This window comes from Paenibacillus sp. VMFN-D1 (assembly GCF_003386155.1).
Lineage (GTDB): Bacteria > Bacillota > Bacilli > Paenibacillales > Paenibacillaceae > Paenibacillus_AQ > Paenibacillus_AQ favisporus.
This window is the reverse complement of record NZ_QRDU01000005.1, coordinates 394552-419117: the sequence shown is the minus strand read 5'-3', so window position 1 is coordinate 419117 and position 24566 is coordinate 394552. Positions and strand designations below refer to the sequence as shown.

At 57.4% G+C, this 24566-nt stretch carries 16 protein-coding genes, 1 tRNA gene, 1 riboswitch and 1 other annotated feature; of the genes, 2 read left to right on the top strand and 15 right to left on the bottom strand.

Features of this window, described 5'->3' with window-relative positions; all coding sequences use genetic code 11:
• Window positions 1-97: 97 nt before the first annotated feature.
• Window positions 98-2437 carry a glycoside hydrolase family 95 protein gene (locus C7820_RS28310; RefSeq protein ID WP_116233869.1) on the bottom strand — a complete coding sequence of 780 codons (2340 nt, stop codon included), beginning with the start codon at window positions 2435-2437 and terminating at the stop codon, window positions 98-100.
• Window positions 2438-2636: 199 nt separating this feature from the next.
• On the opposite strand from C7820_RS28310, the gene C7820_RS28305 reads away from it, so the two are divergent.
• Window positions 2637-3503 carry a helix-turn-helix domain-containing protein gene (locus tag C7820_RS28305; RefSeq protein WP_116233868.1) on the top strand — a complete coding sequence of 289 codons (867 nt, stop codon included), beginning with the start codon at window positions 2637-2639 and terminating at the stop codon, window positions 3501-3503.
• Between the two features lie 87 nt (window positions 3504-3590).
• On the opposite strand, the gene C7820_RS28300 is transcribed toward C7820_RS28305, so the two are convergent.
• The 12 genes from C7820_RS28300 to C7820_RS28245 form a co-directional block, all read right to left on the bottom strand.
• Window positions 3591-4418, bottom strand: a complete 828-nt coding sequence (locus tag C7820_RS28300; protein ID WP_116233867.1) for an aldo/keto reductase — start codon at window positions 4416-4418, stop codon at window positions 3591-3593.
• A 96-nt stretch (window positions 4419-4514) separates the two neighbouring features.
• Window positions 4515-7118 (bottom strand): carbohydrate-binding protein, encoded by a 2604-nt coding sequence (locus C7820_RS28295; RefSeq protein WP_116233866.1) that lies wholly within the window; start codon window positions 7116-7118, stop codon window positions 4515-4517.
• A 31-nt stretch (window positions 7119-7149) separates the two neighbouring features.
• Window positions 7150-9216: an alpha-galactosidase gene (locus tag C7820_RS28290; protein ID WP_116233865.1), complete on the bottom strand. Its 2067-nt coding sequence runs from the start codon at window positions 9214-9216 to the stop codon at window positions 7150-7152.
• A gap of 926 nt (window positions 9217-10142) precedes the next feature.
• The gene (locus C7820_RS28285) at window positions 10143-10814 is read right to left on the bottom strand and encodes a ThuA domain-containing protein (protein ID WP_116233864.1); all 672 of its coding nucleotides are present in this window, start codon (window positions 10812-10814) and stop codon (window positions 10143-10145) included.
• A 53-nt stretch (window positions 10815-10867) separates the two neighbouring features.
• Window positions 10868-11569 (bottom strand): SDR family oxidoreductase, encoded by a 702-nt coding sequence (locus C7820_RS28280; RefSeq protein ID WP_116233863.1) that lies wholly within the window; start codon window positions 11567-11569, stop codon window positions 10868-10870.
• Between the two features lie 28 nt (window positions 11570-11597).
• Window positions 11598-12050 carry a VOC family protein gene (locus C7820_RS28275; protein ID WP_116233862.1) on the bottom strand — a complete coding sequence of 151 codons (453 nt, stop codon included), beginning with the start codon at window positions 12048-12050 and terminating at the stop codon, window positions 11598-11600.
• 138 nt (window positions 12051-12188) lie between these two features.
• Window positions 12189-13226: a LacI family DNA-binding transcriptional regulator gene (locus C7820_RS28270; protein ID WP_116233861.1), complete on the bottom strand. Its 1038-nt coding sequence runs from the start codon at window positions 13224-13226 to the stop codon at window positions 12189-12191.
• Window positions 13227-13586: 360 nt separating this feature from the next.
• Window positions 13587-14375, bottom strand: a complete 789-nt coding sequence (locus C7820_RS28265; RefSeq protein WP_116233860.1) for a class I SAM-dependent methyltransferase — start codon at window positions 14373-14375, stop codon at window positions 13587-13589.
• 161 nt (window positions 14376-14536) lie between these two features.
• Window positions 14537-14791: a binding site (T-box leader), on the bottom strand.
• Between the two features lie 179 nt (window positions 14792-14970).
• Entirely contained in the window at window positions 14971-16704 is a 1734-nt protein-coding gene (locus tag C7820_RS28260) for an allophanate hydrolase (protein WP_116233859.1), read from the bottom strand.
• Window positions 16701-20333 carry an urea carboxylase gene (gene uca / locus C7820_RS28255; protein ID WP_116233858.1) on the bottom strand — a complete coding sequence of 1211 codons (3633 nt, stop codon included), beginning with the start codon at window positions 20331-20333 and terminating at the stop codon, window positions 16701-16703. Before uca ends, C7820_RS28260 begins: the two co-directional genes overlap by 4 nt.
• Window positions 20326-20994 carry an urea amidolyase associated protein UAAP2 gene (locus tag C7820_RS28250; protein WP_116233857.1) on the bottom strand — a complete coding sequence of 223 codons (669 nt, stop codon included), beginning with the start codon at window positions 20992-20994 and terminating at the stop codon, window positions 20326-20328. Before C7820_RS28250 ends, uca begins: the two co-directional genes overlap by 8 nt.
• A gap of 2 nt (window positions 20995-20996) precedes the next feature.
• Window positions 20997-21719, bottom strand: a complete 723-nt coding sequence (locus C7820_RS28245) for an urea amidolyase associated protein UAAP1 (RefSeq protein ID WP_116233856.1) — start codon at window positions 21717-21719, stop codon at window positions 20997-20999.
• Between the two features lie 119 nt (window positions 21720-21838).
• Window positions 21839-21947, bottom strand: a riboswitch (guanidine-I (ykkC/yxkD leader).
• Between the two features lie 261 nt (window positions 21948-22208).
• On the opposite strand from C7820_RS28245, the gene C7820_RS28240 reads away from it, so the two are divergent.
• Complete coding sequence (locus C7820_RS28240) at window positions 22209-23540, top strand: APC family permease (protein WP_116233855.1); 1332 nt, start codon at window positions 22209-22211, stop codon at window positions 23538-23540.
• A 132-nt stretch (window positions 23541-23672) separates the two neighbouring features.
• Here the strand turns inward: C7820_RS28240 and C7820_RS28235 are convergent, their stop codons facing one another.
• Together C7820_RS28235 and C7820_RS28230 are read right to left on the bottom strand one after the other, a co-directional pair.
• Window positions 23673-24281: a YdcF family protein gene (locus C7820_RS28235; RefSeq protein WP_116233963.1), complete on the bottom strand. Its 609-nt coding sequence runs from the start codon at window positions 24279-24281 to the stop codon at window positions 23673-23675.
• A 154-nt stretch (window positions 24282-24435) separates the two neighbouring features.
• A tRNA-Pro gene (locus tag C7820_RS28230) sits at window positions 24436-24509 on the bottom strand.
• Window positions 24510-24566: the final 57 nt, after the last annotated feature.

Below are 24566 nucleotides of genomic sequence, written 5' to 3'. Positions count from 1 at the left end.
GAGGCCGTAAATCATGATTTGTATATAGAAAAGGCAACCGCAGCCCGAACGGCTGCAATTGCCTTTATGCCTAAAGTTCACCGAAGCTCGTCTCGGCTCAGCTTGTTCGTCCGGCAGCCGTATTCGCGGCGAGCGCTCCGTCCAGCGTATGCACCTCGCCGGCGGTTAAATTCAGCGTCACGCTCCGATCCCCGCAGTATACCTGAACGGTTCCGCCCGACAAGGCCTGTATCCGGGCCTGGACAAGCTTGCCATGCTTCCATGTCAAGTCCACTTCCATGTTTCCTTTGGCCCGAAGCCCACGAACTTCCCCGTCCGGCCAGCTGTCCGGCAGGGCCGGCAGCAGATGAATTTCCCCCGCATGGCTCTGCAGCAGCATCTCCGCGATCGCGGCCGTCCCGCCGAAGTTGCCGTCGATTACGAAGATGTTCGTCTCGGCCCCGGCGATCCCCGACTTGGAATAGGTCAGCATGTTGTCCAGGCACAGCTCGCCGATCAAATGGGCGATATGATGCTCGGCCCGGCTGGCGTCATGCAGCCTGGCGAAGAAGAGGCCGAATAAGGCGGCGGTAAATTCCACATCCTCAAGGTCGATGCGCTCCATCCGGTTTTGCAGCGTTACCCGCGACGCCTCAGCCAGTGCCGGCGTATGATGCGGCGTGATCTGGCTGCCGGGATACAGGGCAAACAGATGGGCCAAATGACGGTGCTCCGGCTGCGCTTCGCCGTAGTCCTTCAGCCATTCCTGCAGCTGGCCGCGCCGGCCGACCTGTAATGGAGGCAGCAGTGAGATGGCGTGCTCCCACTTCCGCTGCAGCTCGGCGTCCACGTCCAGTTTCCGGGCTGCATTCAGACAGAAAGTGAAGAGATCCCGCACCAATACCTGGTCCATCGTCGGACCCATGGAGAGCTGCTGCGCTCCTTCCTCCGGAGACCCGGGATAGAAGCTGTTCTCCGGCGAGTTGGAAGGACCGGTCACCAGCCAGCCGAATTCCGGATGCACGGTCATGTAGTCCAGGAAAAAGGCCGCGGCTGCTTTGAGCACTGGGTACGCCTCTTCAGCCAGGAACATGTCGTCCAAGCCGTATTCATAATGCTCCATCATATGGGTCGCGAGCCAGAGGCCGCCCGTCACGTTCAGTCCCCACGACGTCTCCCATCCGGGCGAGCAGAAGCCCCAGACGTTCGAGAACACATGGGCCACCCAGCCCTCTGCGTCGTAATACTGCCGCGCGGCCGACCGGCCGGCCTGGGCGAGCTCCCGGACGTAGCGCATCAGCGGCTCGTGGGAATCGCCAAGATGGGCAATTTCCGCCGGAAAATAGTTCATCTGCGTGTTAATGTCCAGATGATAGTCGCAGCTCCAGCCCATCCGGCACGCTTCACCGTCATTCCAGATGCCCTGCAGGTGCAGCGGCAGCGGCGAGTCTTGGCGTGATCCGGCGATCATCAGATAGCGGCCGTACTGGAAGAAGAGCGCGAACAGCGCCGGATCATCCGTCTGGCCCGCCCGGAACCGGCGCATCCGCTCATCGGTCGGCAGGCTGGCCGCCGCTGACGTGCCAAGATCCAGCCGCACCCGCTCCAGCAGCGGCCGGTAATCGGCGGCATGGTCTGCCTTGAGCCGGTCATAGCCTTTGCCAAGCGCCTGCTCCAGCTGGCGGAAGCCCGCTTCCCTCCATGCATCGTCCTGCTGGCGGTAATCCGTGTGCACGGCGGTGTAGACCCACACCTCTTCCGCCCGCTCCACCCGGATCGTTCCGGACGAGGCAAGCACGCTGCCACCGCGGGCCTGGACACGTATCGCTCCGCTGCTGGACACCCCGCACGTCCCGTCACTGTGCACGGTTTCCACCGCTTTGCCGGCGAAGGCCAGCATGTCCGGCTCCCGGGCTTCACTGCCGAATTCCTCCGTGCGGCCCTCGAGCCGGAGCGTGAACGTGAGCCCCGCCGGGTCCTCGCTCCACAGCCGGGACACCATCAGATCGTCCGCATGGGAAATGAACGTCTCCCGTTCAAACCGGTATCCGTTCATTGTACCGGCGGAGCGCGCCTCGGCCTGCTGTAAATCCAGCTCCCGGCGCATTTCCGCTCCCCCTTCCGAAGCTGCCGCAGGCCACTCCAGGATGATGTCGCACAGGCTCAAATTCGTGCCGAAGTTGCGCTTGGGCGGCTGCAAATGCTCCTTCGCCAGCTTGTCTCCAGCCGCATAATCGCCCGCAAAAAAGCGCTCACGCATCCGCTCCAGATCCTGCTTCGTATTGGAGGGGCCGTGGCAGGGCTCCGCTTGTCCCGACCAATATGTGACCTCGGTCAGACTCCAAACTTCCTTGTGCGGAGCCGATATAATCACGCCGCCTATTCTGCCGTTCCCGAGCGGCAGCCCCTGTGCCCAGCCTTCCGCGGGGCCCTCGTACCAAAGCTTCAGGTCATTCATCCGATATCCTCCACCACAATTTATTTGTGAATTCATCCGCTTTTCTTACTGGATTCTATTCCGGTACCGTTGATTTTATCGTATCATTTTGATGTATGATCCGTCTTTGTTAACGCATCCATTGATTTATCAATTCATCCGCCAATCTATCGTTTTGAATCAGCAAGCATACACCTTCTAAATGCGGGGGAGACATGATATGAACAAAGGCTTAACCGAGATAACTCCATTCGTAGGCGACTCCATGAGTTATCTGTACGACGGCAGCAGCAACGAGCATCTGCGCGCAGGCAGCGTGTATGCCCTCCACTTGTTTAATGAAGGCCCTGGGGAAATGGAGGTCGACGGGGTCAAATATCCGATCGAGCGGGGAACGCTCATTTTTTTGCGCCCGGGCCAGCCGCATGCTTTTCACATCCGCCCTTCCCATCCGCTGCCTTCGTATAATCTGTATTTCGATTTATGGGATGACGCCAACCCGCTCTCTCCGAGCCGGTCTTTCATCCATGCGCCCGAGCCTTTCGTTTTTGACCGATTGTCTATCGAACTGCCCTGCGATGAACTGGACCGGCTTCCGAGCGTCTTCTCGCTGCGCGCCCATCCCCATTTGTATGATGGAATCGCCATGATCGCCAGGATGTACAGCGAATCCAAGTATTACCGCAGTGAAACGGTGAACAGCTTTCTGTACGGCTGGATGCTGTCCTGGCACAACGCCGTGAACGTGCAGCATCCGAGCGATTATCGCATCGTCCGCCTGCTCGAGTATTTGAACAGCCGTCCGGAGCATGGACAGTCGGTGGAAGCCTGGTCCCGGTTCTGCGGTCTGAAACGCACCTATTTCCATGAACTGTTTTTGCGCGAAACGGGGATGACCCCGAAGGCCTACCATCACCAGCTCGTGATGAAGCGGGCGGCCCATATGCTGGTCGAAACTGACTTGAGCATTACGGCGATTGCGGAAAAGCTGGGGTACCCGTCCATCCACCCGTTTTCCCGGCACTTCAGCAGCTTTCACGGCACGACTCCCAGCCAGTACCGGCTGAATCCGCTGCACCGGATATGAGTCCGGGGAAGGAATAAAAAATCGCGCATCCGCTGGTCAGCCGGAATACGCGATTGGTTTGGTCATACTTGCTCTGATAGATGCTGCTTAGAAATTAAAATTATCCGGGTCCCCGCCGGTCCGTTGGTTCCGGTTCAACCCGTCGATCTGCTGCATTTCGTCCGCCGTCAATTCGAAGTCGAACACATCGGCATTTTCGATGATCCGGTGCTCCTTGACCGATTTCGGAATCGTCACGATCTCGTGCTGAAGATCCCAGCGGATGATGACCTGCGCGGTGGATTTACCATATTTGGCGCCGATGCCTGCCAGCACTTCATTGTCCAGCAGCTGGCCCGCAGCCAGCGGCGACCAGGCTTCGATCTGAATGCCCTGCGTTTTGCAGTAGCTGCGCAGTTCCGTTTGGGAAAGCAGCGGATGCAGCTCCACCTGATTGACGGCCGGCTTCACCTCGGCATCCTGCATCAGATCCTCCAAATGATGAACGTGAAAGTTGGATACGCCGATCGTACGGACCCTGCCGTCCTTTTGCAGCTTTTCCAGCGCACGCCATGTATCCTTGTATTTTCCCTTGACCGGCCAGTGAATCAAGTACAGATCCACATAGTCCAGGCCGAGCTTGCTTATACTTTGTTCAAACGCCTTCAGGGTAGAGTCATAACCTTGATCCGAATTCCAAACTTTGGTGGTAATGAACAGCTCCTCACGCGGAACGCCGGATTCCCGGACCGCCTTGCCGACACCTTCTTCGTTACCGTACAGCGCAGCCGTGTCAATGCTGCGGTAGCCATGCGCAATAGCCGCTTTCACCGCGCCAACGACCTCATTGCCTTCCTGTGCCTTGTAGACGCCCAGCCCGAGCCATGGCATGGCATATCCGCTGGACAAGGTTGTGGTGGACTGCAGATTGTTCATGAGTAAGACGCCTCCTTCGAATCAGGTAAATGTCGTGGATGACCGAAAACCACCCATCCTGTCCCAAGATAAACCAGCCTATGGGCAAAGTCAAATTCAAGGACTAATTTGGTACAGCTTGGATTCGGCGCTTTTCAGCGTAGCGTCCAGCGTTGCACCTGCCGTTACCTTTTCCCCGGTCCACAAATCGGTCACTTGAACGGAAGCCCCCGCTTGGACAGGAATGCCGGCACGCTTCAGGTCGATCTGACGCTGCTCCGGATTTTGCGTGTAATTGAACACGGCCAAGTAATACGTGCCTTGGTCTTCAAGCACAAACAGGTCTGCCGCTTTCGTTCCGGTATTCCCTTCCACCGGCTTAAATGCTTTGCCCTTCACCGCCAGTGCGTTCACTTCCGGGTTGGTGAGCAGGCTCTCCATGTACTGGCGGGCCGTGGGGTCATTCACATCGTCAGAGTTCAGGTAGACCGTACCCGAAATGGCCGCTGCATTAACACGGGTCTGCGCCCCTTCATACGAGCCGCCCTTCACCAGCGTCATATAGTCCGGGTCGGTGTAATGATAAATCGTCCCGTTCTGCCACCAGCCGTAAGTCAAGTTGTTCAGCTGGTATTCCGTGTTGCCCAGGCTGCCGTCCACGTCGCAGGAAATGCGGCGGCTGTGCGCATATTGGCTCGGGAACAGCGGAGCGATCGATTCGCTGATGAACATTGTGCCGCCGATGGCCTGATCGAGGTAAGCCATTCCCTGATTGTACGCCTGAATGCCGGTTTGCACTTTCGAATCGTAATGCCGGCCTTCCAAAGAGCCATGGGACAGGAAGTCTACCTTAATATACTCAAAACCTTCCTTTTTGAAACGGTTCATATAGTAGTCGATCCGGGCTTTCACGGCCGGATGGGTCGGATCCACGGCATAAGCGCCGTCCAGCTTCGGCAGAATATTGCCGGATGCATCCCTCAGCAAGATATCCCCGTACTTGTACTTGCCGTCGGTCCCTTCAACTACCTGGTCCATGTTGTCCCCCCAATAAACGAACGGGGAGTAGTAGATGCCCGCCTTCTGGCCGTTGCCGTGAATCAGCTTCACGAGATCGGTCAGCTGCTGGTCGGTCATGTTGTCCCAATACGAATCGAGGTTAATGTACACGTTCCCGTTGTTCTCGAAAGAGCTGTTCTGCAGATGCTCCTTCACATAGTTGGAGACGGCTGCCGCGTTGTCGTAGCTGAGATGATCGGCATAAGCGCCCCAGCTGTTCCAGCCGACCGGTACGCCTTCAGGGATGTTCTGACCAAAAGCAAGCGGCGGCGCAATCGCGGCGTTCACCTGGCCGTAACCTTCCATGCCTTTGCGGTAGTCATCGTACAAACCGATGAACACCTTCGGCGAAGTCACGCTCTTTCCGGACACGCTTCCGTGCGGCAGGCTGTCATGCGTGGAAGCCTGGGAAGTAAAGCCCCCGTACACGCGCAGCTCGTTCAGCTTATTGTCGGTGCCGCTCCAGTGGATTCCCGTTTTCCATGTGTCATGCGTAACGGAACCGACCACCAGACCTTTTCGGCTTGTATTGTCATAAATGGCTGTTAGCTCGGAACTGACATAGTTATCCGTATTTAAGCGAGTATTGATACTTTTGGCCTGATACCGGGACCAGCTGTCGTTATCAAAAGGCGTCACGAGCACCCGGTTGTCGCCGTAGCTGCCGATATCGACGCCTCCCCGAGCCTCGACGGCCAGCGGTGCCATTTGGTTGGTCGTCAGCCCGGCGGCTTGGGCAGCCGTCACTTCCGTCAACACGTACGGTCCATTGTTATAAATGTAAAAGACCTGGCTCAGATCCGGCAGTCCTTTTTTCTCGCTGCGGACCGTAACCTTGATGCCTTCGCCCGTGGCGTCACGGAAGGGAGTCACACCGTCCTTGGCTTTAAACGTATGCTTGCCGTAATCCTTGCTCGCCACGGTTTTGTCGAGCTGGATTTCGCTATAGGCACCCTTGATCACCGGCTTAGTGTTCCAGTTGTACTGGGACAGGCCGGTTGAAGTGTTGTACAGCAGCTCATACGACGGATTGGCTACACTGAATCCGCGCTGATACTCGGTCAGCGTAATGGGGCCGTACTTCGTGACTTGGAGCTGTTTGCCCAGTTCGCCAATGCTGCCGTCATGGTCCGGCACGCCGTCGCCGGCCGATGCCAGCCGCAGCTCGATCAGGTCGATATCCGGCGAGTATCCGCCGCCGTCGTCGAAGAGGATCGTATTGCTGCCCTGCTTCAAGTCGATCTGGATATCGTAGGTGCCGACCGTATTCCAGTCCGCCGTTTTGGGAAAGTTGAAATTTTCTCCTTCCGCCCCGTTGACCGAAATGACGGCGGCGCGGGGGTCTCCGGAAATGTAGTGCACCGTCATCGTATAGACACCGGCCTGATCCGCGGTGACGCCGTTAAACTGCAGGGTGGAGCCGCCATACAGGTTGCCCGCTTTTTTGCCGCCCGAGCAGGTTCCGCAGTCCGCAGGACCTGCATTGCCCGTAAACGTGTTGGCGCCAGCTTCCGCCTCGTACGAAACGGCTGCTGCATCGGCTCCCGTTCCGGCAGCCGTTTCAGAAGTTTCGGCCCAGGAAGCCCCGGGCCAGGACAAGGCCAGCAGCCCCGCCCAAATCATCAGCAATATTTTCGGGATAAACCGGGTTCGTGTACTCATTGGCAATCCTCAATCCTCCTTGAAATTTGAATTAGGGTTGGATGCATAACATTAAAATGGTGGACTCCGCCGGTTCAAGGCTTATGCGGACTTCCCCGCTGGCCTTGCTCTCGGTCCCTTCCCACAGGTCGGTTACGCGGTAAGTTGCGAGCGGTTCGAGTCCTAGGCGGTCCAGAGCGACTGTCTTGTTCGCCGCCTGTTTGCCGTCGAAGTTGAACACAGCCAGGTAGACGGTCCCCTCCTCGTCCGGATCAGCCAGCATAAAAGCGTCCGCCGCACGGCCGCCCTGGGCGCTTTCCACCGGTACGAACGTTGTGCCCTTCCGTGCAAGCTCCATGATGCTGCCGTTCTTCAGCCAGGCCTTGGCGCGGGAAGCTGCTTCTTCCTGCCTGAAATCGTCTCCGAGCAGCAGCACCGTCCCCGCGATTACGGATGCCGTCAGCCGGCTCCGCCCCTCATGGCGGGTGGTGGCCTCCTGGTTGAAGCTCTTGTACAGCACCGAGTGATCGGGGTCGTTGAACCGGTACAGGGTATCGTTCATCCACCAGCCGTAGGTCAGCGAATTTAGCAGATACTCCGTATCCCCGATCATGCCGAATACGTCGCAGGAAATTCTCCGGCTGTGCGCAAAGGCATACGGGAACAGCGGCGCGATCGACAGGTTGATGAAGATCGGCTTTCCGGCGGTTTCCGGAGACAGCTTTTTCGCCAAATAAGACAGCCCGTAATGATAGGCAGCAATACCCGTGGTAATTTCAGGGCGGTAATGCTGTCCCTCCAGCGCACCGTGCGCCATAAAATCGAGCTTGATGTACTCAAAGCCCTCCCGGATGATTTTGTCCGTAAACCAATCGATGCGCTTCAGCGCCCCCGGATGGGTCGGATCGATCGCGAGGCCGCCGGCAATGTCCGGCAGGATTTCGCCGGCGGCGTCCCGCAGCAAAATGTCGCTGTACGTGAACTCGCCATCCGTTCCCTCCACGGGCTTGTCGAATTGGGACGGACTGCCCCAGAAGGCAAACGGTGTCCAATACGTTCCCGGCTTATGGCCGTTGTGCCGCACCCGGTTCAGCGCATCCTCCATCTCTTCATCCGTCAGGCGGTCCCAGAAAGCGTCGAAGTTGATGTACAGCGTGTCGTTATTTTGGAAACCATCCGCCTGGACTTCCCGCTTCAAAAAATCGCTCGTTGATGTGTACAAATCGTAATCCAGCGTACTCATTGCGGCAGACCAGCTGTTCCAGCCAACGGGGACCCCACCTTCCCACGGAAGCGCCGGCGACAGGGTAGCATTAGCCCGCCCGTAAGCCTCCAGGCCGCGGCGGTAATCGTCGTACCCGCCGACGAATACGACCGGCGAAGCCACGCGCGTCCCATGGACGTATCCATGCGGCTGAAAATCCCGGGTCATTTCCCCGGCAGCGCCGGCGTACAGCTCCAGCTCATCCAGTGTTCCCGGCTGTTCGCCCTGGATTTTGATGCCGGTTTTCCAGACGTCATGACTCAGTGAACCGGCAACGATCCCTTGCCGGCTGCGCGGCCGGAACAAGGCCGTAACCTCGTAGCTCTCGGTGCGCAGCGGCGCCGTCTGTGTCTCATAGCGCACCCACTTGTCGTTGTCGTATGGAACGCGGAGCACCGTAAGCTCATTTTCCTTGTCCATGTCCACGGCCGGCCCAAAAGACAGCTGTCCGCACCGCAGCATCGTCATCCGGTTCAGCCGGATGCGCGTCCTATGAACAGCCACCAGCTGCGTCAGGTAAAATGGCGCACCCTCGTAAATCCAGAAATGCTGCTCCAGTGTCGGAAGCATGTCCGATTCATGCACCAGCGTTAAGTGAACGCCGGTCCCGAAGGCATCCTCGATGCTCTCCGGCTCCCCATTCATGCGGTGGCGGTCATAGCTGCCCGTATGATATTCACGCCCGTTCCACCGGATGGCGCTGCGGATTTCTTTCCATTCCCACAGCGTACCGCCGGCAGCGCTGTAATGGCCCTGTTCCAGGTCGATCTCCAGCGTCATCCGATCCGTGGCTACGCGGATCAGGGATCCGGTTTGCCGGACCTGGACCGCGTCCGTTTGGCTGTTGGTGATCATTCGCCTCATTTTCCTCCTGTCTCTGCAAGTCTCTGGCTGCACGGGTGGAAGTCAGGAATGCTTGGCATCCGCTTCCGCCCCAGCCGTATGACTTCATTATAGAAAGCGCTTTATCGGCTTGCTATAGAGCGATCTACCGATTGATAGCGGGAATTAACGCTTCTGGATGATAGGCGGGCTGTTAAAATGCGGCATGGGAATGGCCGGCGGTGAGTGCTTGAGGCTCGATGAAGCCATGCCTGGTGCAAGATGGGCCACGGCGCTCGATAGACGCTGGTGCTTCGATGGATGCTGGCGCTTTGATGGATGCTGGCGCTTCGATGAATGCTGGCGCTTCGATGGATGCTGGTGCTTCGATGAATGCTGGTGCTTCGATGAATGCTGGTGCTTCGATAGGCGTTGGCGCTTCGAAGGACGCTCCGTGTACGAAACATTCCTCCGATCGCTGTTGCCCCCGAATTTTTGTGGATTAGATAGAAGGATAAAATTCGGGGACAGCCCGGGCTTCCGAAGTGAGCTTTCCTGCGGAAAGCTTTCAGGCGACCGCTCCGCTTCTCCGGAATTGTTTCGTCCCCTCCGCTGCGTTGTGCTGAGAGGGCATACGTTGCAGGGCAAACATCAAGAAATGCTCGAAACCTCTGGATCTGATATCACAAACACCAATAGACTTGGCAGCCATTTAACCATGCTCCTATGGGGCATTGCATCGCTCGCAAACCTCCCTACACACATCGATTGACAAACAAAAAAAGCAGACGCATCCGTCTGCTTTTCCATCTTCCTTTTCATCTCTTCCCCAGCTACTTTGGTCTCATCATCTCTCGCCGATTCTTCATGCCAAGTCACTCAGGCATTCAGGCCTATACAAGTTTGTATGCCCGCCTTCGTCCTCAGAACCGACTTCTCCTCAGGCCCCCTTCCCTTACCTACGCATCCACCGGCTCGAGCTCCAGGCTCCATGCAATCACCCGCTGCATCAGCCGGATGAACCCATCGTTCAGTAATCCCTCAGGCAGATGTGCCGGCGTCAGGCAGGCTACCCTTCCCTCGCCGTAAGGATGCAGCCAGCCGGCAATGGATTCGCCGTCCCGCGAAGAGGACCGCAGGAACACCTCGGTCTCCTGCTCGGAGCAGGCGACAAAGTAGTGTTCATCCTTGAACCGGAACGTACCGTCCAGCTCGCCCAAGGCTGATCCGCCGACCGGTATATAGGTCACGTCACTATGCTCCTTCGGGTGTGACAAAAAATACCCCCGCAGCATCTTCACATACGCGCCGTCCTCGGGATACGACGCCAGCCCGGAATGCCATGCCAGCCAAGCACCGCCGTCACTTACGTAAGCTTCGATCTGCCGACCGATGTCCTCGGTCATCCAGGCTGCCTCCGGGTCGCTTTGCGGCTCCAGGCGGTTCTCCGCAAATAAAATAACGAGATCCGGCTTCTGCCCGAGCTGCCCTGCGGCGAGATCGGAAACTTCCTTGTACAGCAGCCCCGTTTGTCCATTCGCCAGGAAAGGCTCCAAAACTTGTTCAAGTGACTTTTTCGCCGGCTCGGCTTCATGATAAAAGTCGCCGACAACCGCCCAAATCGTTTTCATGTAGCATCCTCCTTATCGATCGAGTGCAATACGGTGGTCCAAGATCGCAACCATTAAAAGGGCATCGCTTCCCCGCGATGGTTCACCATCCAGGCATTCGGATCGGGGATGACGGTTCGTTCCACAATGCGCAGCAAGCCCTGCGCGGTATCCGCCGGGTCACCCGGCGCTTGGTCACCGCCCATTGGAGTCCGGATCCAGCCGGGATGTACGGCATAAACCGCAAAGTTCTGAGGGGTCAGTTCCTTGCGGAGCTGGGCGGTGAAGTAGTTCAGCCCGCTTTTGGATATCGCGTAAGGATAATCCCCGCCGTAGGCCCCGGTAAAGCATCCGGCCTCCGAGCTGATGTTGATGATGCACGGCTGGGCGCTCCTGCGCAGCAGCGGAAGGAAATGCTTCACGGCCTTCATCGGTCCGTACAGGTTCGCCAGCATGGACCGTTCCATATCGGCAAAATCCAGCTCCTCCAGCTTATGCTCGCGGCCGATCAGCACGCCTGCGTTGTTAATCAAGACATCGAGCACATCCGTATGCTCCAGCACGGCTGACTTGGCGTTTTTCACGCTCTCTTCATCAGTGACATCCATTGCGATCAGCGTGAGCCGGTCCGGATGGGCTGCACGCAATGCACGAAGCGGCTCGGTATGCCGCTCCATATCCCGCACGCCTGCAAACACGCTATGTCCAAGCGCAAGCGCCGCTTTGACCGTTTCAAAGCCAAGCCCCCGGGCCGATCCTGTAATCAAAATATTCATAGCTTCAGCACCTCACCTGCTTATCGGATTAATCGTTTTCCAGCAGCTCGATCAGAACTTTCAACTGGTTGCTGCTGTCGATGTATGCGTAGCGCCCGCCGGTGTATTCTCCTTTTTGAATCAGCGGCATGTGGCCGCCTTCCAGAACGGCGATCTTGTCCTTCATTCCTTGAATCCCAAACGCGATATGATGCACGCCTTCACCATGCTCATCCAAAAATTCGCGCCAGGTCGACGGATGCTCATCCGGCTCGATCAGCTCGATCTGCAGCTGCCCGCAGTCAAAAAAAGCGAGCTTCGCGCGCGCCTCCGAAGGCTGCCCGTTAAACTCCGTCTGGGCGACATCCACGGTGTCCGTCCAGGACCATTTCGGCCGCTCCACCCCCAGAAAATCCGCATAGCTCTGCGAAACAGTATCGATGTCTTTCACGACAATCCCGATTTGTGTAACCAGCTTGGTTCCTAATGCGCCTGCCGTCATATAAAAATCCTCCTTAACAGTGCTAAATTTGGAAAAAGCATTTTTCACTTCGAACCCTAAGCAGCCAATATTCCCTCTTCCGTTCCCGCCAAAACCAAATCCCCAAATCCGACGTATATTTCATCCATACTGTTTAAATCAGACTTTCCGGCACGAGTCCCGGATGACCAGCTCCGCGGTCCCCACGTATTTTTTGAACAGCTGCGTATCGTCCTCAATGGTCTCGATAACCTGCCGCGTCAGCATGTCGATCATTTCGGAAAAGTTCACGCGTATGGTGGTTAGCGCTGGCTGAATGCGCGAGCTCAAAAGATGATCGTCAAACCCCATCAGGGAGATGTCATCGGGTACCCGCAATCCGGCCTCGTTCAGGGCCCGAAGCGCTCCGAATGCCACGCTGTCGTTGCAGGCGAAAATGGCCGTCGGCAGGTCTGGGATGCTCTGAAGCCAGCGCGCGGTCGACTCGTATCCGCTTCGTTCGGAGAAATCCGATGGCAGGACCCAGTCCGGGTTCACCTTTAGGCAGTGAGCCGCCATTGCATCCTGAAAAGCTTTCAATCTTTCGGGACCGGAGCAGCGAAGCGGATCGCCCGCAATGAACGCAATGTTCCGGTGCCCCAGGCCTACCAGGTAATCGACTCCCTGCTTCATGCCCAGCTTATTGTCAAAATTGCAGATCACCCGGTTCGGTTCCAGCCGCCCCTCCAGATGCTGGTCCACGATTCCCGCCACAAATCCTTTGACAATGAGCTCCTCGATAAACGGCTCATGATTCGCCGCGCCGATAAATATGCCGCCGTCAATCCGCCGCTGATAAAACGTATCCTTCACCTTGCGGACGGCTTCCATATCCTCTGTGCTCCGGATAATGTGAGTCAGGACGTAGTAGCCGCGGCTGGACGCGCTCTCGATCACATCGCTGATCAGCGCGTGGGTCAGCGTGTCGTGAATCGCTTCCGGCGAAATCAGGAACAAACCAATCGTAAGCGTTTTCATACCAGTCATGATGCGCGCCGAAAAATTAGGAGAATAGCCGTACCTCTCGATTACCCGCATGACCTTCTCCCGCGTAGCCTGCGGCACGTTCGGGTAATTGTTGATCACCCGGCTGACGGTGCTTCGCGAGACGCCTGCGATTCTGGCGATTTCGATGCTGTTGATGTCGTTCTTCCTCATCCTGCACACTCCAATTTCATTAACACGTGTTCACAAAATGCGGCGCAGCTGCAGTATCCGTGAGCTCCGCTTCACCATGCCTGTATGTACGATCGCGAATCCGGCATTCGCCATCCAAAAAAATAACACCTATTGGCATAAACACGTGTTTATGAGTTCAATCTATCCCCTCTTCCACATGTTGTCAATACATTTTCGAGGAGGCGGAGAGCCATGCTTTAATCGTGCTCGCTATTTAGGCCGTATGGGAAAAAGAGTTGAAGTATGCTCGAAACCATCTCTCAGTTTTTATTGCCATAAAAAAAGGCCAGAACCGATTGAGACCGGACTGGCTGGCTTTCTATCATGAACCCATATGGCCTATTTAACGAGTGTACGTTTTCTTGCGAGGAATAAGACAACGGCCTGAGGTTTTACGATTGTACCTCCATGTCCATCAATGACCTCTTTTATCCCTCTAAACAGGTCATGTCGCACGTTTTCCGGAATTAAACGATGTCTGGAATTTGTATTTAACAAAGAAATATAGTCACTTACTGCATAGGTGTCTTCCCATTGATACTGCTTGACTTCGAGCTCATTGAATAGATCGCCTTGTAACGTCAAGTGCGAGCGTTCCTCAATAATTTGTTCCAGGGAAGGGTTACGTGAATCATCGAGCTCGGGAGCGTATTTTCTGTAAATGTCTCGAATTTCGTTATATATTTCATTAAACGATGGAATATGGACGGTCCAAAAAAAGGCGGCAGATCCTTGATCGTTAAGCAGGTCATGGACTTTACGGTATCCGGCTTCTTGCGGTTGGATGAAATGAAACGCAGTTCCCGAAATGGCCAGCTTAAAACGCGTACCCTGATGGTGCCAATCTTCAAACGGAGAGTTAATAATCGTGACGCCGGGTTTATCCCTGAATTTATTACGGGTCAGATCCGCCAGATTTTCACCCGGCTCAACGGCAGTTATTTGGGAATAACCTAGGTTAACAAACCCGCTTGTAGCCTGACCCGTACCACAACCAATTTCGAGTATAGCCTCTGTCGTTTTCAAGTCGGCGTACTTCACAATTTCTTCAAACAGTTGAATCGGGTAACTCGGTCGATACTGATCGTACTCCTTGGCAACATCATTAAAGGTATGTTTTCGTTCCATCTCATAAACCTCCCCAAATCAATTTGGACAACAAAAACGCCCATCGACGTACCTTCATCGAAGACAGACCGCGTTTAGCGGAAGTTTTTCTTGTGATTATAGAACCGCTTCAGCTCCGCTGAACATTGATAAATTCTATAATCCAAAAAACTCCCGCCCCGTAAAGGGACGAGAGTTATCTCCGTGTTACCACCCAAGTTCATCGACGCACGCATCGACCTTAATTCGGGTACGTCAAAAAATGTTTGTATACCCTAGCACGATAACGGGTGCGCCCGTCACAACCTACTCCCAATACGGTTTCGAAGTGCAGCTCAGAGACCATCTTCATTGCGCTCATCTTTACCCCGTTTCAGCTCAAAGGGGCTCTCTGGAAAAGACGAGGTTCAACTACTCTTTCTCATCAATGCTTTATAAGGGATATACTGAAATTTTTATGAGTATATCATCCGTGAATTAAGGATTCAATGATTTTATTCAAATAGGCGCTCCATAAAACGCTTAACATCAACCTCTGGTATTAACCAATAAAACTACAACGCTTACTGCCAGATTGTTGAACAGTTCATCAGGATGACAGCCCTCATAAGCCCGGTTATACTTCGGCCATCGCGTTTCTCCATCCCCCTGAAACCGTGATGTCCAGCGCCCCTTCCGCAGCGTACGCCTCGCAGACAAAACCCGGGACGCTCCGCCCGTCCGCTAGCTCCACCCGACCGATCCCGAGCGGCGCGGGAATCGAGGCAGTGAACCTGCCGAAAGACTCCAACGGCATATCCCACAGCTCCACCGCGATCGGCGCCCCTCCTAGAGGCGTCCGTACCAGCCCAGGCTTCGGCGGATCAGTCTCCAATTTGTACAGCCGGTACACCGGGGCGGTTTGCGCCTCTTCCGCAAATACCGCGCCGAGCCCCGTCATCTGCGGCTCCAACGGCATGCCGCGCATATGCAGCCCGCAGACGGCGACACGAATCGCGTCCTGCTGCCGCAGCAGAAAGCGCGCTGCTTCAGTCAGGTTCGCTTCTTCTTCAGGAAGCGCAAACAGCGTCACGCCGAAGGGGAGCTCCGGCCCCGCCTGCCCGGCCGGAACCGCCAGCGCGCTGAGATCCAGCAGGTTGCAGTGGTTCGTGTAAAGTCCCATCTTGCTGTTCGTTCCAATGGGATCCGCGCTGACCTGCTCCCTCGTCCACGTGCCGCCGCAGGTCGGCAGCACCAGCACGGCTTGCCGCAGCCAGGAACGGACCGCCCCGCGAATCTCAGCCAAACGATGCTGGGCGCGGAAGAGGGCTGCCGCCGTATGCTCGGCGTTGGCCCCCGAGCGCAGAATCGTTTCCGTCACCGGAAACGTCGACCCGGGATGCGCCTCGATGAAGCCGGCGAGCGCGCTCCAGCGCTCGGCCACGAGCGGCCCCTCGTACAGCAGGGCCGCCGCTTCCTGCAGCAGGGACACATCCACCTGCTGCACGCGAACCCCGGACCGGGCGATCGTCTCCTTCGCCCGGTTCCAGGCCGCCTCGTATTCGGCCGCAAACGGGCCGAAAAACTCGGGGCGGCCCTGCGGGAGCAGCCACGTCTTCGGCTGCTCGCCGCGGTGCAGCGGACGGTCCGCGGAGTACGGATCGTCCGCGCACCACCCGCGTGCGGCCGCATCCACAGCGGCCGCGTCGTCCACGTGACGGGCGAACACCGTCACGCAGTCGATGCTGCGGCAGGCGGGAACGACGCCCGCCGCAGGCCAGGCGCCGACGGCCGGCTTGTAGCCGACCAGGCCGTTCAGCGCTGCGGGCACCCGGCCCGAGCCGGCCGTGTCGGTGCCGAGGGCGAACGCAGCCTGCCCGCGGGCGACGCTGACGGCCGAGCCGGAGCTCGAGCCGCCGCTGATCAGCTCCGGACGGAGCGCATTATGCGTCTCGCCGTAGGGGCTGCGCGTGCCGACAAGGCCGGTGGCGAACTGGTCCAGGTTCGTCTTGCCCACCGGAATCGCTCCTGCCTGGATGAGCCGTTCCACCACCGGCGCGTGCCGTTCCGGCACATACGCATAGTCGGGGCAAGCCGCGGTGACCGGCCAGCCGGCCACGTCGATGTTGTCTTTCACCGCAAACGGGATGCCCCATAATGGACAGACAGCCGGATCCAACTCCTTCAGCCCTTCGAGATAAGGAGCAATTCGTTCCTCCTCCGGCGGCATGATCCAAATATTCATCCCGCTGTCCCGTTCCGCACGCCCGATAATGGCCGCGATCACCTCTTGCGGCGTAAAGCTGCCGCTCCGATAACCCTGCTGGAGGGCATGGATACTCAGTTCAAGAGGAACCCCCTGGATGCTCATGACGCCGCCTCCTTTTCCACCGGAAAGATCGCTGCGATGCAGTCGCCTGCCCGCACCTGATCGCCGGACGCCACAAAGACGGAGGCAATGATGCCATCGAACGGGGCAGGCTGGGAAAACTCCATTTTCATACTTTCTTCTATTATAATAGTCTCGCCCTTGCGGACCTCCTGGCCCGGCTCTACGAGCACCTTCCAGACGCTGCCCGACATCGAGCTGTTCACGCCGAGGCTTCCTTCCGGGAGCGCCCCCTGCTCTTGGGCCGCGGCCGCCTCCGGTTCGGATACATGCTCCGCGATGCCAAGCTCCTTCCAATACGCCCGCTCCTGCTGAAACGCAGCCTGCTGCGATGTCCGGAATGCCGCCGATTCCTCCTGGATCGTGCCCAGCCAGGCCAGATACTCGCCGAGATTAAACGTCGTTTCTTCGACCTCTACCGTAAACTCCCCGCGCGGGAAGTCCTCCCGCATTCGCAGCAGCTCCTCCTCCGATACCGGATAGAAGCGGATCTGGTCAAAAAAGCGCAGCAGCCACGGCTTCCCCTGCTCAAAGTTCGCCGTCCGGCGGAATTTGTTCCACATCTGTACCGTGCGCCCCACGAACTGGTAGCCCCCTGGCCCTTCCATGCCGTATACGCACAGGTAGGCTCCGCCGATGCCGACGGCATTCTCCGGCGTCCAGGTGCGGGCCGGATTGTATTTGGTCGTCACCAGCCGATGACGGGGGTCCAGCGGAACCGCAACCGGCGCGCCCAGGTATACATCCCCGAGCCCCATGACCAGATAGGAGGCGTTAAAAACGATTTCCGCGACCTCCTCAATCGAGCCCAGCCCGTTCATGCGGCGGATAAACTCCAGGTTGCTCGGGCACCAAGGCGCATCCGGACGCACGTTTTGCTGGTAGCGCTCAATCGCCAGCCTTGTGGCCGGATCATCCCATGATAAAGGCAGCTTGACGATCCTGGAAGGGACCTCGATGGAATCGAGCGGCGGCAGCGTCCGGTCGATCTCCATCACTTTCGCCGCCGCTTCCTTTACAGACATGTGGGAGGCGTCTATATGAATTTGCAGGGAACGGATGCCCGGCGTCATTTCGATATACGGGATGCTTCCGCTGTCCGTAACCGCCTGCATCAGGACATACACCTGGAAGCGGTACAGCAGGTCGAGTTCGCGTTCTCCGTATTCCACCAAAATATTTTCGTCCCCGGAGCAGCGCACCGCAATCGGAAAGCGCCGCCCTTCTTCCTCGTATGCGAGCAGCGGCATATAGTCGCCGCGGGATGTATGTGGAAGCTCAGGCAGCTTCGGCACAGACGCTCCGCCGGAGAGCTCACGCAGAAATACCTCCTGGGCTGCTCTCAGCTCTTCGGCTTCCTCTACAGTGATCAGCCGGAAACGGACCTGATCACCCGGGCGGAGCTGCCCGATTTTCCAGAGCTCCGCCGTCGCGGTCGTGACCGGGCAGACGAACCCGCCGAGGCTCGGCCCGTCCGGTCCGAGCAGAATCGGCATGTCGCCCGTCAGGTCCAGGGCGCCGACGGCATAGGCGTTGTCGTGGATGTTCGACGGATGCAGTCCGGCGTCGCCTCCATCCTCCCGGGCCCACAGCGGCGCAGGGCCGATCAGGCGGACGCCAGTGCGCGAGCTGTTGAAATGCACCTCCCACACCGTGGAGGTTAGCTGGTCCAAATACGCCGGAAGCAGGTATTCGGCGGTACAATGCGGTCCGGGAATGACCCCGAGGGTCCATTCCCGCGTCAGCGCAGGCTGCGATGCCGGTGCGAGGAAACTTAGAGGCTCGGACTGGCGGTCCGGCGAGTCGCTGCAGACCCGGAGCACGGCCCCCGGCCGCAGCGCGCTGCCGGTATGGCCGCCGAAGCCGCCGAGCGTAAACGTTGACGCGCTGCCCAGCGTCAGCGGCATATCCAGGCCGCCGGCGACAAGCAGGTAAGCGCGCATCCCGACAGCGGCTTTACTCAGCGTTAGCACCGAGCCTGCGGACGCCGTCACCGGGGTATACGCCGGCACCGGTTCGCCGTCCAGCTCCGCCTGCATATCGGCCCCGGTCAGGCAGAACCGCGTGGCGCCGCGAAAGCGGTAGCTTCCTCCACGCAGCGTCATTTCCAGGCCCGGCGCTTCCTCCGGATTGCCGAGCAGCCGGTTGCCGATGGCAAAGGCCAATCGGTCCATCGGCCCTGACTGAGGTACGCCAATATCCCAGTACCCCGTTCGGCCCGGAAGGTCCTGTACGGTGGTTTGAACGCCGCCGTCCAGCACCTCGATCGCCGGCTCGACCGGCTCAAAACCGGCCAGCATGTTCGTATAGACCCGCCCTTCGCGGAACGCTTCGGTATCCAGAAAAGCTTCAATATAAGACTGATTTGTCGTCACACCGTACACGCGCAGCGCCTGCAGCGCCTCGATCATCCGGGAGACGGCTTCCTGCCGCGTCTTGGCGTGGACGATAATTTTGGCCAGCATCGGGTCATAGAGCGTGGTCACTTCGAGGCCCGGCTGAATCCACGTCTCGATCCTTGTGCGTTCCGGCCAGACCACCGCGTCGATCCGGCCGTCCGCCGGACGGAAAGCATTGACGCAGTCCTCCGCGTACAGACGTACCTGCAAGCTGTGCCCCTCCGGTTCACGCACCCGCTGCGCCAGCCCCGGCAAATCGCCGGCCGCCTCCCGGACCATCCATTCCACGAGGTCGATGCCGAGCACCTCCTCCGTGACGCCATGCTCCACCTGCAGCCGGGTGTTCACCTCCAGGAAGTAGTACTTCTCCTCCTGCGGATCGTACAAAAACTCGACCGTGCCGGCGCTGCGGTAACCGGCGGCTGCGGCAAGACGCCGCGCGCTTTCGTGCATTTCCCGGCGCACCGGTTCCGCCAGCAGCGGAGCCGGCGTCTCTTCGATGATCTTCTGGTTCCGGCGCTGCACGGAACAGTCGCGCTCGCCCAGAGCGACCGCTTCGCCGTCGCCGTTGCCGAAAATCTGCACCTCGACGTGGCGCGCCCGCGCAATATACTTCTCCAGAAAAACGCCCCCATCATTGAAGTTCGCCGCCGCCAGCCGGGTCACGGATTCGAATGCATCCCGCAGCGCCGCTTCGTCGCCGCAAATACGCATCCCAATGCCTCCGCCGCCGGCCGTGCTCTTGAGCATGACAGGGTAGCCGATCGCTTCAGCCTGCCCGGCGGCTTCGTCCACCGACGAAATAAGCCCTGTGCCCGGCAGCAGAGGCACCCCCGCCTGCTCGGCCATCGAGCGCGCGGTATGCTTCAGGCCGAACAGCTCGATATGCCCGGGGGACGGCCCGATGAACGTGATGCCGTGCTCGGCGCATGCTCTGGCGAACCCGGCGTTTTCGCTTAAGAAGCCGTATCCGGGATGCACCGCGTCCGCCCCGCTTTCCAGAGCCGTACGCAGGATCAGCTCGGCATTCACGTAGCTCTCCTTCGCCGGTCCGTCTCCAATGAGCACCGCTTCATCTGCCTGCTCAACGTGCAGGCTGTCCCGGTCCGCTTTTGTGTACACGGCCACCGACGCAATGCCCATCGTGCGCAGCGTCCGGATAATCCGTACCGCGATCGTTCCGCGGTTGGCGATCAGCACCTTTTTAAACATCGCCTTCGCCTCCTTCCGCATTCCAGACCAGCACCTGCGCCGGCGTCGGGTTATAGGCATTGCAAGGATTGTTCAGCTGCGGGCAGTTGCTGATCAGGACGGTGACCGGCGCCAGCGCCGTCAGCTCGACGTATCGTCCCGGTCCGGATACGCCGTCCGCAAAGGCGAGCTCCCCTTCCGGCGTCACCGGCACATTCATGAAAAAATTGACGTTCGGGGCCAAATCCCGCTTTGTGAATTCATCCCGGCCCGCCAGCATCAGCATGAAGGTATCCCGGCAGTTATGCATCGGGAACGTATCGTGTGAATACCGCACCGTATTGCTCTGGGCCGAGCAGGCACCGCCAAGCGTGTCATGCCGGCCGCAGGTGTCGGCCGTAATCTGCAGCAGCTCCCGGCCTGATTCGGCAACGAGCACCGAGCCTGTGGTCAGATAAATGTTATTTTGACGGGTAATCGTACGGACCGCACTGTAATGATCGCCCGGATCTTCCTTTGAATAAAACAGAGTGTCCACCGCCTGATTGCCCTCCACATCGACGATGCGCAGCACCTGCCCGGGGAACAGGTCATAAATCCAGCCCTCTCCTGCAGCTATGATGTGGTTGTACACGGCATCCGCCGCGTTTCGTTCGCTTGCCACCGCTTGAAATGTGCTCATTTTCAATTCGCCCCTTTCATGAGTGCATAGGCATTCCATGTGTTTTCAAAAGCTCGCCGGTTCTCGCCGCAGTGATTCACGCACAGATCGTCTTCCGTCATTGGCGCGGCATCCGTTATACGGATCTCCACCGCTGCCCCTGGATACACCGCCGAGGGGTTGAGCGGATGCGGCGTGTTCGACACGACCAGCAGCACATCCATTTCCGTCCGGAGGGTGACGGAGCGCCCATCGGTTGGCTGGGGAACATACCTCATCGTCCCGTCAAGCTCGCATACCACTTTCGAAAAGAAATTCACGGGCGCGCTCAAATCCCGCGGCGTCAGGTTATGGCGGTACAGCTCCACCGTCAGGTTTTCCTCGCCGCTTCGCAGCCAGGCGTTGCGCTCCTGCTGGTACGAAGTCGGACCATACTTGCCGTCCGTTCCCTTACGGGTCGTGTACCCGCCCAGGGGATCATGCCAGCCGGCAGTATCTTCAATGATGGATGCGAGGACGCGGCCCTGATCGCTCATCAGCACGTGACCGGCCGTATAAAAGGCGGTATGCTGCGCCTTGAGCGAATCCGGCATGTTGTACCTCTCCGACGGATACGCCGCATGATACAGCAGCGCAGACACATTCGCTGAATCGCCCGCGGCCGTCAAGGTGACCGACTTGCCTTTGCCAATATAGGCGGACCATTTGCCGCCGGGTCCCATCGTAATCGAAAAGCTTGCTGTCATTTTCATTCCTCCTATGGAGCAGGCCTGCTGCTGGCCGGACATAAACGCCAGTGAGCCCCAAACCTGCCAATTAAAAATAAAAAAAGCCCGGGAGAAACATCAAAGCGTGCTTTGATAGATTCTCCCGGGCTTTTTTCCCGCCGTGTACACCAGGCTGCCCCGGTGCGCCTTCTCTCGGACCAGCCAGCCGATGAATTTCATCGACCCGGAACCCTAGAAGACATTTCGTATGCGGTTGTTTATGTTAAGAATACTAACATGATTTCTTGGCAGCATGCAATAAAAACTTACAAAAAAATTTATAGAAATACGGATAATCGGTTGTAAAAAGCGGTTTAATGTGAGGTTATAGGCCATAACAAAACATATGTTTGCATGTAAACTCAGAAAAAAGACTTGATTTTTCGGAAATAGCCTGCAAAAATGTGAGATGTCATGACATATCGAATCGCCGTCAGTTGCTTTATCCCTTTGGAGGAGGAATGTTATATGTCAAATAACATAACATTAAAAAGAGATTTATCCTTGTCCCATGTCGTGACCATGGGCCTGGCCTGGATGTCGCCCATGATCTTTTTCACCAGCTTTGGCGTGCTTCACGAGGGTTCTGGAGGCATGCTCCTGGCCGCTTACATGCTGGCGTTTGTAGCCATCGTCTTCACTGCGGCAAGCTACGGGCAAATGGCGAAGGCTTTCCCCGTCTCGGGTTCGGCGTATACCTACGTGACCAAAGCGATGAACCCGTTCCTCGGCTTTGTGGTGGGCTGGGCCGTCCTGCTCGACTATTTATTTTCGTGCATTATCGCTGTGCTCATGTTCGGAATTAATTTGAACGCGCAGTTCCCATCGGTTCCCTCGGCGGTCTGGATCATACTCCTGACAGCTGTCGTTATGGCGATCAATATCATTGGCATCAAAACATCGGCCAATGTCAGCAAAATTTTCGTCCTGATGCAAATTTTGTTTATCGCCGGCTTCTGTGCGCTCCTGGTATATAAAGCACTGCAAGGCGGGATTACCGCGGGACTCGACCCGTTTGCCGCAGGAAAAGGCGTCTCATTCTCTTCCATTCTGGCCGGAGCCTCGCTGGTCTGCTTCTCCTTCCTCGGATTTGACTCCATTACGACGATGGCCGAAGAAACGAAAGACCCGAAGAAGACAATCCCCCGTGCCATTATGGTCATTGTCATCCTGGCCGGGCTGATGTATTTTGCCACCGCTTATTTAATCCAGCAAATGTACCCTTCCTTTTCGTTTGCGAGCGCCGACTCCGCCGGCTTCGAGCTGATGCAGTCCATCGGAGGCAGCGTGCTGGCCTCGGTGTTTACGTTCGTCATCATTTTCTCCATTCTGTCCCAGGGCATGTCCTCCATGACGACCGTCACCCGGCTGCTGTTCGTCATGGGTAGAACCTCTCTCCTGCCCAAAACATTCGCTTCCATCCATCCCAAGTTCCGTACGCCCGTGTTCAATATCGTGCTGGCCAGCGTGATTTCCTTGTCCGCCCTGTTCATCAGCCTCGAAACGGCGATCAAATTCGTGAATTTCGGCGCACTGACGGCGTTCCTGTTTGTCAACCTGTCGGTGATTTTCCACTACATCGTCCGCAAAAAGGGCCGCACTCCCAAGGATCTCATTTTCCGTCTTTTGTGCCCGCTGCTCGGTGCCGGCTTCGTGCTGTACCTCGTCACCCTTCTGGACGTTTCCTCACTGCTGCTTGGCGGCGGCTGGCTCGTATTCGGACTGCTGTTCTATGCGCTGCGGCGGGCCAAACCGGCGGTACATGAAGCACCGGCTGCGGAAATGGAGAGCGTAGTTTAAGGGAAAATGACTGCTCACCATCTGCCGTTCACGCAAGAGCAGCGGAATTTCGAAAAAAAAAAAAAGAAAAAGGACACGGCCGCCTGAACCGCTCAGGTGCTGCCGTTGTCCTTTTTTAACTGGAGCATGGAACTATCCCAAATCCAACATATCGTCCGCAATGATTCCGTTTTGCACATACCGGACCAGCTTGCCGGCTTCATTCGAAGCCCGGTTGAACCCTTCCGGCGTCAACCACCAGTTGTCCTCCCGGGTCGACGCATCCTCTGCGGCACACATCGAGTATTCGATCCAGGAGGGCATGTACGTCTTTAAGGTCAAGTACGCCCGCCGCATATGGTATGCGGAAGTAACGATCAGAATCCGGCGGATGCCGTGGAGCGGAATGGCCCGGTCCAGGACCAGCAGCGAGGCAAGCACGTTCTCCTTCGTATGCCGTGACTCCTGTTCCACCAGAATTTGTCCGGCAGGGACCCCCAGTTCCACCGCCCTTTCCTTCATCATCAGCGCCTCGGGCAGAGGCTGCCCTTTCCAGATCGTCCCTCCCGAAAAAAGAATCATTGGTGCCCGGCCATCCTTGTATAATTGAACCGCTGCGGGAACGCGGTACCTCGTGCCCTTGTTGCTTCCGAACACGAAAATGCAGTCGCCTGGCCGACCGTCGTCGGAAATTCCCTTGTACAGCAGTGCGGTAATTTGCTCGTGCGATAATTGGCCGGGATTGCATTCTGAAATCATCATCTCCGGCACCCCCGTTTTCCTATGGATTTCTTAGTAAATCTTGCAATAAATGATAGAACCACTTCAATTGTATGAAATAACAACTGAAATGGTTCTCAATTACACCGTATATGATGACGATGCCCAGGCATCGCCGCGCTGATCAAGGGAACTATCGGAGTAGCGGGATTCGAACCCACGGCCTCACCCACCCCAAGGGTGCGCGCTACCAGACTGCGCCATACCCCGATATATGAACCGCATAAGGCGGTAAATCAACCGCATAACGACGCGGCTTCAAACGTT